Annotated in this window: 11 protein-coding genes; 10 read left to right on the top strand and 1 reads right to left on the bottom strand. The window is 52.7% G+C overall.

Annotation, left to right across the window (positions count from 1 at the left end):
* The first annotated feature begins 3 nt into the window (after positions 1-3).
* The 10 genes from HMPREF2756_RS00330 (at position 4) to HMPREF2756_RS00285 (ending at position 11,769) form a co-directional block, all read left to right on the top strand.
* A complete protein-coding gene (locus HMPREF2756_RS00330) occupies positions 4-969 on the top strand; it encodes a bifunctional riboflavin kinase/FAD synthetase (protein ID WP_070617132.1) in 966 nt (321 codons plus the stop codon).
* 386 nt (positions 970-1,355) lie between these two features.
* On the top strand, positions 1,356-2,297 hold the full coding sequence (locus HMPREF2756_RS00325; protein WP_246825761.1) for a hypothetical protein: 942 nt from the start codon (positions 1,356-1,358) through the stop codon (positions 2,295-2,297).
* A gap of 240 nt (positions 2,298-2,537) precedes the next feature.
* Entirely contained in the window at positions 2,538-2,999 is a 462-nt protein-coding gene (locus HMPREF2756_RS00320; protein WP_070553654.1) for an S-ribosylhomocysteine lyase, read from the top strand.
* Positions 2,996-3,913, top strand: a complete 918-nt coding sequence (gene mtnN, locus HMPREF2756_RS00315) for a 5'-methylthioadenosine/S-adenosylhomocysteine nucleosidase (protein WP_210393474.1) — start codon at positions 2,996-2,998, stop codon at positions 3,911-3,913. Before HMPREF2756_RS00320 ends, mtnN begins: the two co-directional genes overlap by 4 nt.
* A 166-nt stretch (positions 3,914-4,079) precedes the next feature.
* Positions 4,080-4,385 carry a hypothetical protein gene (locus HMPREF2756_RS00310; RefSeq protein ID WP_013398741.1) on the top strand — a complete coding sequence of 102 codons (306 nt, stop codon included), beginning with the start codon at positions 4,080-4,082 and terminating at the stop codon, positions 4,383-4,385.
* A gap of 229 nt (positions 4,386-4,614) precedes the next feature.
* A complete protein-coding gene (locus HMPREF2756_RS00305) occupies positions 4,615-6,057 on the top strand; it encodes an amino acid permease (RefSeq protein WP_070617130.1) in 1,443 nt (480 codons plus the stop codon).
* Positions 6,058-6,260: 203 nt separating this feature from the next.
* Positions 6,261-6,530 (top strand): 30S ribosomal protein S15, encoded by a 270-nt coding sequence (rpsO, locus tag HMPREF2756_RS00300; protein WP_004006251.1) that lies wholly within the window; start codon positions 6,261-6,263, stop codon positions 6,528-6,530.
* 280 nt (positions 6,531-6,810) lie between these two features.
* The gene (locus HMPREF2756_RS00295) at positions 6,811-9,030 is read left to right on the top strand and encodes a polyribonucleotide nucleotidyltransferase (protein WP_048778700.1); all 2,220 of its coding nucleotides are present in this window, start codon (positions 6,811-6,813) and stop codon (positions 9,028-9,030) included.
* Between the two features lie 174 nt (positions 9,031-9,204).
* Positions 9,205-10,536: a M16 family metallopeptidase gene (locus tag HMPREF2756_RS00290; RefSeq protein WP_048778701.1), complete on the top strand. Its 1,332-nt coding sequence runs from the start codon at positions 9,205-9,207 to the stop codon at positions 10,534-10,536.
* A gap of 159 nt (positions 10,537-10,695) precedes the next feature.
* Positions 10,696-11,769: an epoxide hydrolase family protein gene (locus HMPREF2756_RS00285; RefSeq protein ID WP_070617128.1), complete on the top strand. Its 1,074-nt coding sequence runs from the start codon at positions 10,696-10,698 to the stop codon at positions 11,767-11,769.
* Between the two features lie 19 nt (positions 11,770-11,788).
* Here HMPREF2756_RS00285 and HMPREF2756_RS00280 read toward each other — a convergent pair whose 3' ends face one another.
* Complete coding sequence (locus HMPREF2756_RS00280; RefSeq protein ID WP_246825760.1) at positions 11,789-12,580, bottom strand: hypothetical protein; 792 nt, start codon at positions 12,578-12,580, stop codon at positions 11,789-11,791.
* Between the last annotated feature and the right edge of the window lie 27 nt (positions 12,581-12,607).

Genomic DNA, 12,607 nt, shown 5'->3' with positions numbered 1-12,607 from the left:
CCCGTGACCCTCTATACCGAGTTGAGCGATATTCCAGCGGATTTCGGCCCGTCCGTAGTGACTATCGGCAATTTTGATGGCGTGCATATTGGTCATGCTCGTGTTATTTCACGTGTTGTCGAGGTAGCGAATGAGCACGGGCTCGTTTCGGTTGCTGTTTCGTTTGATCCGCACCCTATGCAGGTGCATCATCCTGAACTGAAGCATCAGGAAATTATGGGTCAGGGGTCAAGACGTTATTTCATGTGCCAGCTTGGCCTGCAGAACTACCTACTGCTGCATTACGACCTAGAGTTTGCGAAGCAGAGCCCCGAGGAATTTGTGAAGTCCGTCTTTGTTGATGCCCTGCGTGCACGTTATGTTGTGATCGGCGATGATGTGCGTTTTGGGCACAAGAATTCGGGCGATTTAAACACAATGCGCGAACTGGGGAAGAAATACGGGTTTGAGGTCATCGTGGTTGATGATTTGATGGCCGATGAAAAAACTCGATGCTCTTCAACCCGCATCCGCGAATATTTGAACGCGGGGGACATGGAAGGTGCGGCTCGGCTGCTTGGTCGTCCGCACCTGATGTACGGGGAAGTCGTGCACGGCTTGGCGCGTGGGCGTGAACTGGGGTTCCCTACAGCAAATTTGGAGCTGGAGGCGCGCGGTTTTATCCCGGTTGATGGTGTGTATGCCGGATGGTTGACCGATGAATCTGGTGAAAAGCATCCGGCGGCTATATCCGTGGGTACAAACCCAACCTTCGACGGTATTGAAAACCGTCAGGTTGAGGCGCATGTTATTAACCGTCCTCAAGAACGTGTTGAGGACTTTGACCTTTATGGGCAGCATGTGGTCGTGGAATTTGTGAAGCACCTGCGCCCTATGGTTGCGTACCGTGGCATTGATGCTTTGATCGAACAGATTAATCAGGACGTTGCGCAGGCGCGCGATGTGCTTGCCGAAGGGCCTTACGCTTAGGTAATAAGACTCTGGCGTTTTCTGTCGTCTGTAATCTTATGAAGACCAAAATAAAACATAACTGATTCTGCAACTTTCATGTTTATCGTGAAGGTTTAAAATATTTTTTACATTAATTGTATAAGTGTATAGATAAACCGCACCCTGAGGATTTAATTGTAATATTTTTGTTTACTTCGCGAGAAATATCTAATTTCGTCTCTTGCTGATGTGTGTATGAGATACACTAAAAATTACAAATTCCCGATAGCTTATTGATGCATGCAATATATCTTGGGTCTTTGATGACATGAGATATATTAGAGAGTAATCTACCTGGAGAATATATCCCTGACTTATTGCGTAAATCAGGGATGGCAATCACCTACTCAACACAAAGGAATATTGTGAATACCTCGAAAACACTGTCCCGGCGTACCTTGGCAAAAGGCACCGCCTGGGCTGCCCCTGTTGTACTGGCCTCCTCCGCTATACCCGCATATGCGTCCAGCGTGCCGGATTGTTCATGGCTTGCGACTCAGAATGTTGTGGAAACGAGCGTTTCTAATGAATTCTCGGACAATGGTAATCCGAATATTACTGTCGCGGACTGGGGGAACCAAGGGGGCTCTGGTGTATCTTATAAGTTTGCCGATACATATGACAACGGTCGTAATCCTTATGCTGTTAATACACCTATCGAAAGAAACCCTTACCACGATTTCACCTTTACGTACCGCATTACAGAAGATTTGCGGAGCTTTAAGGCGACCCCCTGGGTTAATCAGGCAACTCCAGTGGGCGAACAAAATGCAAAGAATAATGCAGTACTCGATACCCAATTTAACGGTGTTGGGTATAAAGTTACTGGCGCCGAACCTATCAAGCAGGGAACCTTTGGGTGGGGAAGTTTCAACTACAGAAATATTGATGGTATGCCGTCAAAAACTACAGGGTCTTACGGCTGCTATGAGGACCGCAAGTTTTACCCTTTCTCCCGCTCTCAGGCACGTTCCGTAGTAGAGGGTAGCCGCTGGCGCGGACAGGTGTACCTTGACTTCGGACCGGTAAGTGCAGGAACGGTTATTACGGTAACTATTCGTGTGTACTCGCTTCAAGAAATGTCCGCCTCGTACATTAACCAGCGCTACTACAACAACAACTGTGATTCAACCTATAACGGTGGACCCAAACGTTGGGCTGGAGATAACGACCAGGTTGGCGTGGTGGGCGCATACTCGTACGCACTCAAAGACCCCCGTGTTGCAGAGTGCAGCAGTTCTGCCAATAAACATGCGGTGCCGATCAGCGGATACTGGGCTTTCGGCGGTAACTGGACCCGAGAATAATATCCTCCAGCAAAGCTATGCACCATCAAGCTGTTTGGCACTTATATAAAAGAGGGCTAGTACAGCAGTGCATTCTGTACATGGAATACGGCGGTATTGCAATAACGCGATGCCGCCGTATTCTTGCGTCATGAGACCGAGCGCAGCGGCATTTTATGCAATGAGAATACAGGAATTCTCTTAGGGAGAGCATATTATGAAGGGTTCCGACGAAGCGGGTGCTTAAGAGAGAATATAAGCATGAAAAAAATGAACGTTGAGTCTTTCAACCTTGATCATCGTGCCGTTGTGGCCCCCTATGTGCGGATTGCAGACCGCAAGGAATTGCCCGGTGGAGATACCCTCATCAAATACGATGTCCGCTTCACTCAGCCTAACAAGAGCCATCTTGAAATGCCCGTCGTACATTCGATCGAGCATATGAGCGCCGAGCACATGCGCAACCACACCGATAAGCTCATCGATTTTTCACCGATGGGATGCCAGACTGGGTTTTACGCCCTCACCCTGGGGCTAGAGCCGCAGGAGTTCTTGCCCATCCTGGAAGCGACTTTACGCGATATTCTCACGGCTACCGAGGTACCCGCCGCGAATGAAATACAGTGCGGTTGGGGCGCTAACCACACCCTTGAAGGGGCGCAGAATGCTGCACGTGAATTCCTCGCCGCACGTGCTGACTGGGAGCAGGTGATGGCGGCGTGAGCGAACAGCATCACTCTGACGAACAGGGGCATTCCGAAGAAGCTGCGCAGACGTTCCCCACAGACTTTACGCCGGCGGATATTTTTAACGAAATGTATGCCGACCTGGAGAACCTGAACGATCTCATGATGAGCTTCTCAAACGCGATCGTCATTCAGGTTGCGATGGATGAAGAGCTAGCCCCGTTCCTCGCAGCAACCGAACAGGCACAGCCCTCCTTCACCGAAGGCGTAGCAAAATTCTACCCACGTTATCTCATGCTTGAAGAAGACCAGGTTCCGCTTCTGCTGGTGCGTTCCAAAATTGGGTTAGTCAATGCCGCATCCGCCGTCACGGAAGCTATCAATTACGCGACTAACTGTTTAGGGGTGATCAGCGCAGGAACCGCCGGCGGTCTTGCGCAGCACATCAATGTTGGAGATATAGTACTGGGGTCAAATTACTTGTACACCGATGCCGACGCAACCATTTTCGGGTACGAACGTGGGCAGATTCCCGGGATGCCTGTATCCTATGGCGATCCTGACCCGGAATGGGAAGAGGCGATTGAAGCGGCGCTTTCAGCTCTTAAATCGGCACAGGAGGAAGGTTCCTGGGCGGTGCACCAAGGGCGGATGCTTGCGGGTAACTCATTCGTGACCGAGCACAACGTGAAGGACACCCGAGAGGCCTTCGATACGGCGCTCAGTACCGATATGGAGACCACAGCGATCGCGCAGATCTGCAGTAACTATGATGTGTCTTTTATGGCGGTACGCTGCATCTCTGATTTATGCGGCCCAGCAGCAGATCAGGAATTCCATCTCTCGGTCGATGTGGTGGCTCCCCGCTCGGCACGATATGCGCTGCAGATCGCCGCTGAGCTCTGGACGCAGCAGGAATTACCCGCTCTTGAGTTGAACCTTGAAGACTAAGTGGACGGATCTTCTCAAGAAGACCATGATGCTTTTCAGGTCCCAAGCGTTCAGACGGTTGCACAGAAACACTCATTACAAGAAAAATTCCGAGAGAATTCACATTTAAGCCGTCATAGCGTATGGTTAACACAGCAATAACGTACTCGTGACTCAGGAGAGCACCATGAAAATCTGCCCGACCTTAGCCTCTGCGGCTGGTCTTCTTGGCGGTTACAAGGTCGCATCTACAACCGGCAACCGGCCTCTTGGTGGTGCCGTGCTGGGTCTTGCGGGTTTTATTGCTTTCAAGAACTGGAAGCGTAAAGCTGGAGTTGGGCGTGCTACGTTCCTCACCGGCGTTTACCTTTCTGCCTTTGGTTACTCCCATCCACTCGCCAAGAAAATTGGCGCGTGGCCGGCAGTCTATACCGTGACTGGCGTAACCGCTCTGTTGTCGCTCATCGTAGGACGTAAGCGTAAACAGAAATAGTCTTCAACAAGACGGCGGGTTGGCTATCGTTGCCAAACCCGCCGTCTTTTTGCGTTACGGTTCACTGCAACTAAGAAATCGCAAGGATGCACGGGGGAGTACGCTGGGCGCATCCCACAACCTCGATAGGGGAGGTGCACGGCATGCGGCAACAAAAGCCACACCGCAGAACCAACCAGAACACAAGATTTTCGAGAGGTTACACCGCTAACCCGCGAGGTGAGGAAAAATGAAGAATAACGCTAACTCTGCGGCAACCACCGCAAATGGCGCTATCTCCACCGAGGATGCGCCCCAGCTATCGCGCGGACTCTCCCTGCGTCACATCATGTTCATTGCGCTTGGCTCGGCAATTGGCACCGGACTCTTTTACGGCTCCGCCTCCGCTATTCAACTGGCGGGCCCCGCTGTGCTACTCGCCTATGTGATTGGCGGAGCTGCCGTTTTCATGGTGATGCGCGCTATGGGGGAGCTCGCGCTGGCACACCCCGTATCTGGCGCATTCTCGGAATACGCAACTCGGTATCTGGGGCCTTGGGCCGGGTTCGTCACCGGCTGGAGTTATGCGCTGGAGATGGCGCTCGTTGCCATCGCGGATGTGACAGCATTTGCAGTATATATGAAATTCTGGTTCCCCCAGTCGCCCTCGTGGATCTGGATCGTATCGGTGCTGCTCATTTTGCTCGCCATTAACCTTGCCAAGGTGAAAGCCTTTGGCGAGACAGAATTTTGGTTCACTATTGTCAAGGTAAGCGCTATTATCGCCATGATTGTGGGCGGAATTATTCTGCTTTTCGTTGGTGTGCAGGCACACACCTCGGCGAAGCCGTCCGTTACGAATCTGTGGGCGCTTGATGGTGGTTTTATGCCCGAAGGGTTTACTGGTTTCCTGGCATGTTTTACCGTGGTAATGTTTGCCTTTGGCGGTATTGAGAATATCGGTATTGCGGCGGGGGAGGCGGAAAACCCACGCACATCGATTCCTAAGGCTATTCGTACTGTGCCGTTCCGCATTCTGATCTTCTATGTGCTGACTCTCTCCGTCATTATGTCGCTCTACCCTTGGTACTCTGTCACTAAAGAGAACTCGCCTTTTGTGCAGATCTTCGAGAACCTGGGAATTCCGGCGGCAGGATCAATCCTCAACGTGGTTATTATTACCGCCGCCGTGTCTGCGATGAATGCCGATGTTTACGGTGCCGGGCGTATGATGTACGGGCTGGCAAAGCAGGGGCTGGCCCCGAAATCATTCGGCAAGGTTGCAAAAAACGGTGCGCCCTGGATGACGACTCTTCTGATGATCGTGGTTATGGCGGTGGGCGTGATCGTGAATATCACGTTTGAGAATGCTTTTGAAGTAGTCGCTTCGCTGGCAACATTCGCGACCGTTTTCGTGTGGGTTATGATTCTGCTAGCGCACATCGCCTATAAACGTGGGGGATACGAAGACGAAGTGCAGCCCGTGCGGCTTCCTCTGGTCGTCAGCTATATAACGCTTGCGTTTATGGCATTCATCGTCGTGCTATTCGGATTCTTCGATGACACTCGTTTGGCTCTTGTTGTTGGCGCTATATGGTGTGTTTTCCTTCTCGCGTACTATCGCCTAGCGGTAGCGCCACGTTTGGCAAAGAACGCAAAACTGACGATCACGTCTGATGCTCAGGATGGATAAATGCGGTATTGCGGGCGGAAATGCTAGGCCTAAATACGGAATGTGCTGCGGCGATAATCTTTCAAAATCCGTAAAAGTAGCGTAGAATACGTTAAACGCGTGTCTGCGGTCCGCGGCAGAAGACGTGAGGGGCATACGCCCAAAACCCCGGCGACATACGGTCGTACGGGCAGCTACGCGGCACTAACTCTAGGAGTTATACAGTGGCATTGGATCCCGCTATCAAGCAGGAAATCATCAAGGAATACGCAACTCACGAGGGTGACACTGGTTCTCCCGAGGTGCAGATTGCAGTTCTGTCTCGTCGAATCTCCGATCTGACTGAGCATTTGAAGTTCCACAAGCACGATCACCACTCCCGTCGTGGTCTGATGATCCTCGTGGGTCGTCGTCGCAATATGCTAGGCTACCTCAAGGATATTGATATTGAACGCTACCGTTCGCTCATTGAGCGTCTTGGTCTGCGTCGCTAAGGTTTTCGTACCTTGCAGGTAACGCTAAGCGGGCGCATCCTCCGTCGCACGGCGGGGGATGCGCCCGCGTTATCATGTACGGAAACCCGTCCATTTTTCAGATAAACAGTTTATAAAAAGTGCTCGTTCCAGGCACGCCCCGGTGCGGTCCTCGGTAGCGAATTACGGAATACTCCTGTGCACAACAGAGGTTCAGGGTACGACGTCCGTGGTTTCCTATCGAAGGCCGATAGATTGGGTGGAAACGGCGACGGGCACACGAACACAGAAAGAAGGAATCGTGGAAGGTCCCGAAATCCAATTCTCTGAAGTAGAAATTGACAATGGTATTCATGGCAAACGCCATGTACGTTTTGAAACTGGCCGTCTCGCCAAACAAGCGGCAGGATCCGTGCTCGTCACGATTGATGACGAAACAACGCTGCTTTCAGCAACCGCAATTGGTAAATCTCCCCGCGAGGGCTTTGACTTCTTCCCGCTGACCGTAGACGTTGAAGAGCGCATGTACGCCGCCGGTAAAATTCCCGGTTCGTTCTTCCGCCGCGAGGGGCGACCCCCGACCGAGGCGATTCTTGCGGCACGTCTAATCGACCGTCCGCTGCGCCCCGCTTTTACCAAGGGTATTCGTAACGAAGTGCAGGTTGTCGTAACCGTTCTGACCATCGAGCCAGACGAAATTTACAATACCTTTGCGATTAACGCAGCATCCGCATCAACCGCGTTATCAGGTGCGCCCTTTAGCGGGCCTATCGGTGGTGTGCGTATGGCCCTTATTGATGGGCAGTGGGTGTGCTTCCCCAAATACTCTCAGCTGGAAAACGCCGTATTCGATATGGCTGTGGCCGGTCGCATCGTGACTAAGGCTGACGGCAGCGAAGACGTTGCGATCATGATGGTAGAGGCAGAGGCAACCGATAACTCCTGGAAGCTTATTAAGGAAGACGGCCATACTGCCCCCACCGAAGAGATCGTAGCCGAAGGTTTGGAGGCTGCGAAGCCCTTTATTGCTGCTCTGTGCAAGGCGCAGACTGATCTTGTTGAGCGTGCCGGTAAACCCGATCTGGAGCTTCCCTACTTCGGCGGGCATGGTGAAGATGTTGACGCCGCCGTGAAGGACTTCGCGGGCGAGCGCCTCGTGGAAGTTTACTCCATCGCGGGTAAACAGGACCGTGAAGCTGCTGCCGCAGAGCTTGAAGCCGAGCTGATGGAAGCTCTCACTGGCGAAGGCAAAGAATTCGAGGAGCGCGCTAATGAAGTTTCAGTGGCGTTTGCGGCTCTTACCAAGCACACCGTGCGCCAGCGCATCCTCACTGAACAGGTGCGCATTGATGGTCGCGGGCTCACTGATATTCGTCAGTTGACCGCCGAGGTTGAAGTACTGCCGCGCGTGCACGGTTCGGCGATTTTTGAGCGTGGCGAAACCCAGATTATGGGCGTGACCACCTTGAATATGCTAAAGCTGGAACAGCAGCTCGATTCGCTGTATCCGGTCACGTCCAAGCGTTACATTCACCACTACAACTTCCCGCCGTACTCTACCGGCGAGACCGGCCGTGTTGGCTCGCCCAAGCGCCGCGAAATCGGCCACGGTGCACTTGCGGAACGTGCACTTACCCCGGTGCTGCCCTCACGCGAGGAGTTCCCCTACGCAATCCGCCAGGTCTCTGAGGCTCTGGGCTCGAACGGCTCCACGTCGATGGGCTCGGTCTGCGCTTCGACCCTGTCGCTGCTCAATGCCGGTGTGCCTCTGCGCGCGCCCGTTGCAGGTATCGCAATGGGTCTTGTCTCTGACGAGGTTGACGGCGAAACCCGTTACGCCGCCCTGACCGATATTCTGGGTGCCGAAGATGCCCTAGGCGATATGGACTTCAAGGTTGCCGGTACCAGCGAATTTGTGACTGCTATTCAGCTGGACACTAAGCTCGACGGTATTCCTGCATCTGTGCTGGCGGGCGCACTGACCCAGGCACGTGAGGCTCGCCTGCACATTCTGGATGTGCTCACCGCAGCCATCGATGCCCCTGATGAGATGAGCGAATTTGCGCCGCGCATCATCTCGGTGAAGGTTCCGGTCGCTAAGATCGGCGAGGTGATCGGCCCGAAGGGCAAGATGATTAACCAGATTCAGGAAGATACCGGTGCCGATATTTCGATTGAAGACGATGGTACTGTCTTTATCGGTGCAACCGACGGTCCTTCGGCTGAGGCTGCACGCACCGCTATCAACGCGATCGCGAACCCGCAGGTTCCCGAGGTCGGCGAGCGCTACCTGGGTACCGTTGTGAAGGTGACCGATTTCGGTGCGTTCATTTCGCTTACCCCCGGTAAGGACGGTCTGCTTCATATTTCTGAGATGCGCAAGCTCAACGGTGGTAAGCGTGTGGTGGATGCCGAAGACGTTGTTTCGGTGGGGCAGAAGGTGCAGGTTGAGATCACTAAGATTGACGATCGCGGCAAGCTTTCGCTCTCCCCGGTGATTGATGCTGAGGATGCCGAGTAGAAACTCTCCCCGATATAAACCGCACCTTGACTAAGGAACTTGCTGGTTTTTCTGTCGGATAAGCAGCGCCAGCTCGTCCTGAGACTCCTGAGGGTTGTTCTCATGATGGGCTGGCGTTTACTCTGACTTGTACGGCTCGCTATATACATTTGGTTTGCTAAGGATTATTCACTAATGCCTATTTCTCTTCCCGTTGCGCGCGATGAGATTACCGCTGAGCTCGACTATGAACGCGGTCGCCTGGTTTACGAGGGCGTAAATGGTAATGAGGTTCGCCGATCGATTTTGCCCGGTGGTGTTCGGGTGATAACGGAGCGGATGCCTGGCACCCGCGGCGTTTCCCTCGGATTCTGGGTGGGGGTCGGTTCCCGGGATGAAGCACCCGGTATGTTGGGGTCTACCCACTTTTTGGAGCATCTGCTCTTTAAAGGAACTCCGTCTCGAACTGCTTTTGATATTGCCCAGGCATTCGATGCGGTGGGAGGCGAATCAAACGCCCTCACTGCGAAGGAACATACCTGCTATTATGCGCGTGTACTTGACGATGATACCCCGATGGCGGTTGATGTTCTGGCTGATATGGTGAGTAACGCTTTGCTCGATCCAGAACATCTGGAGCAGGAGCGCGGGGTGATTCTGGAAGAGATTGCCATGGACCAGGATGATCCTACGGACGTTGCCTTCGAGAATTTTGTAGAACAGCTTATGGGCCAGAACCCGCTGGGTCGCCCGATCGGTGGTACTCCGCAGGAGATTATGCAGGTTTCGCGGGATGCTGTGTGGGAACATTACAAGCAGTATTACACGCCGGATCGTCTTGTTATCTCGGCGGCTGGGTCGCTGGAGCATTCGCACATCGTAAACCTTGTGTTGGATGCGCTCACCCGCTTCGGCTGGAACCTTCTTGAGGGAGTGGCTCCGGTACCGCGCCGTGTGCGCACGGAGAGCGGTATTGTCCCGTTTTCCAAACTGCACGAGGTGCAGAAGGGCTTTGAACAGACCAATATTGTGATGGGGTGCCCGAGTATTATCGCTGGGGATGAGCGTCGCTACGCGATGAGTGTGCTGTCGAGTGCTTTTGGGTCGGGCATGTCTTCGCGGCTTTTCCAGGAGATTCGCGAAAAACGCGGGCTGGCGTACAGTACGTTTGCGTTCTCGGGCGCCTACTCCGATGCGGGATATTTCGGCATGTACGCAGGGTGCCTGCCCGCTAAAACCGAGCAGGTGTGCGAACTCTTGCAGTATGAGTTTGATAAGTTGGTGTCCGCAGGAATTACTGAGGAAGAACTCAGTAAAGTATGCGGGCAGCTGGCCGGTTCAACTGTTTTGGGCAGTGAGGACTCGGGTTCTCGGATGTCTCGACTGGGGCGTGCCGAGCTGGACTCAGGCAAGTTCACCAGCACCGATGAGTTATTGGAGAAAATTCGTGCGGTTACCCTTGACGATGTGCACGACCTTGCCAGGTATCTGGGGGAGCAGCAGATGATCACTACGATTGTGCGCTAACGTCCTTTATTATTCTCGCAAACCCCCGCAGTGCGTAGATGTTCTCGTTTCTGATGACGAAAACGTCTATGTCCCTGCGGGATTTGTTATACGGCGGCATGTAATGCTGTATGAGTATGGGGTATTCATAGAGAGAAGACTGGGGGAGGAAAGAAGCTTATGCGAGACCTATATATTGACGTATCGCACGAAGTACTTGAAGACCTGAAGGTCCGTTTGCGGGGTGCACGTTTTCCTGTTGTTCTAGATGAACAGGAGAATAACGCAGGAATCTCGGTCGAGTTTATGAAAAATCTCGTGGACTATTGGCTTACCGAGTACGATTGGGCGGCGCATCAGAAAATATTGAACTCGTATCGGCATAGCATCTATACAATACAGGGCAAAGAGCTGCACGCTCTTCATGAGCAAAGTCCACGAAATCTTGGTACAGTTCTGCTGATTCACGGCTGGCCCGATTCTTTCTTACGGTATATTCCGGTGATTCATCCTCTCGTTGAGGCGGGGTATAACGTTGTTGTTCCCTCGCTTCCCGGATTCGCTTTCTCGGAACAGCTGGAAAAACATACTGTCGCAGATATTGCCGAACGGCTCCATACGTTGATGAAACAGTTGGGTTATGAGCACTATGTGGTACATGGTGGTGATTGGGGAGCCTCGATTGGTCAGCAGATGGCGTTGCGTTATCCGCAGAGTATCCTGAAACTGCACTTGACCGATGTCCCGTTTTCAAACCAGTATTCTCTCGATAAGAGCACGCTTTCGGATGCGGAACAAGATTATCTGAACCGGGTTGCGCGTTGGTCGCAGGTCGAAGGCGGTTACTATATGCTGCTTTCCACGAAACCTTTGACTGTTTCTTATGGCTTTGCCGATTCACCAGTATTTTTGGCTGCTTTTATGGCGGAGAAAATGCAGTCGTGGAGCGAAAACGGGATTTCATGGGATATTATCATCGCAAATACGATGCTGTACTGGATAACGAATACCGGGCACTCTGCCGCAAGGATATATCGGGAGGCTTTGGGGACCGGGAATATACAGCGGGGTAGGGTAGAGGTTCCAACCGCATTCGCGATTTTTCCGCACGATATCAGTAATCCTCCACGTGAATATGCGGAACGGTTTTTCAACGTTGTCAGGTTTACACATCCTGAGCGCGGCGGACACTTTGCGGCTCTGGAGGAGCCGGAGCTTTTCGTTCAAGACCTCCTGGAATTTCTGGCAGCCTAATCGGGCTGACCTTAACTTTTTACCGATCTGCTAGATATGCCTCTGCATCAGCGCAAAGCATATCGGCAGTGTAGTCCTCCGATAAAAGAATCCGCAGAGCCTTCAGGATGCGCGTTTGCCCTTCACGCTCGAAAAACAGCTCGTACTGGGCGTGGGCGACGCGGGCAGCAAGATCAACTTGAGAGTATGCGGGACTGCTCAATTCACCAAGCATGTCCGCGAGAATACTGTACTTTTGCATGAGTTGCTCACTGTCGGCAAAAATCTCATCGTCAGACGTGCGAAACAGCTCATGCCAGTCAAGCTTGGGAATACCGACCGGAGTCACCACATCCTCCGAGCCTATTTCCTGAAGGAAAGAACGCAGATCATCCACGGGCCAGGTGACGGATTCAAGAAGACGTATACCAAGGTCCGCGAAGAATGCCAGATCTTTACCCTGATCCGCCAGCTCGCGGCAGAGGTCCGGTAGTTTAAGCAGACACGCATGCCGATCAAGGTAATCTTGAAGATCACGTGTGAGGTCTTCAACCGAATAATCTTTTCCCACAAGCCCCTCAATCGCACAGGTAACACGCCTGCGCGGGTCTGGCTCAAAATACGAGCTGTAGTGGGCATTGACGATTTTCCACAGGATGCGATGATCGTATCCTGCCAAGGTCGTATCTCTTGGAGCGGCAGTAGATATGTGATGGGAAGTTACCGCCTCATCGAAAGCTTCTAGAAGGACAGAATATTTGCCCATGAGCCATTCGCTCTCCAGAAACTTTGGGTTTGTTCGGAGCTCGGCAGGATCGCGTGGAGCTGCCATATCTTCGGGCTCTAAACCCCAAAAGCC

This window comes from Rothia sp. HMSC067H10, assembly GCF_001810635.1.
Lineage (GTDB): Bacteria > Actinomycetota > Actinomycetes > Actinomycetales > Micrococcaceae > Rothia > Rothia dentocariosa.
The sequence above is the reverse complement of the archived record's forward strand: the minus strand, read 5'-3'. Positions and strand labels throughout refer to the sequence as shown.

Excerpts from the sequence above, each read along its gene's own strand:
- HMPREF2756_RS00320 (WP_070553654.1), top strand. The coding sequence starts at position 2,538 with ATGAAAAAAATGAACGTTGAGTCTTTCAACCTTGATCATCGTGCCGTT.
- HMPREF2756_RS00310 (WP_013398741.1), top strand. The coding sequence starts at position 4,080 with ATGAAAATCTGCCCGACCTTAGCCTCTGCGGCTGGTCTTCTTGGCGGT.
- HMPREF2756_RS00305 (WP_070617130.1), top strand. The coding sequence starts at position 4,615 with ATGAAGAATAACGCTAACTCTGCGGCAACCACCGCAAATGGCGCTATC.
- HMPREF2756_RS00290 (WP_048778701.1), top strand. The coding sequence starts at position 9,205 with ATGCCTATTTCTCTTCCCGTTGCGCGCGATGAGATTACCGCTGAGCTC.
- HMPREF2756_RS00285 (WP_070617128.1), top strand. The coding sequence starts at position 10,696 with ATGCGAGACCTATATATTGACGTATCGCACGAAGTACTTGAAGACCTG.
- HMPREF2756_RS00280 (WP_246825760.1), bottom strand. The coding sequence starts at position 12,580 with ATGGCAGCTCCACGCGATCCTGCCGAGCTCCGAACAAACCCAAAGTTT.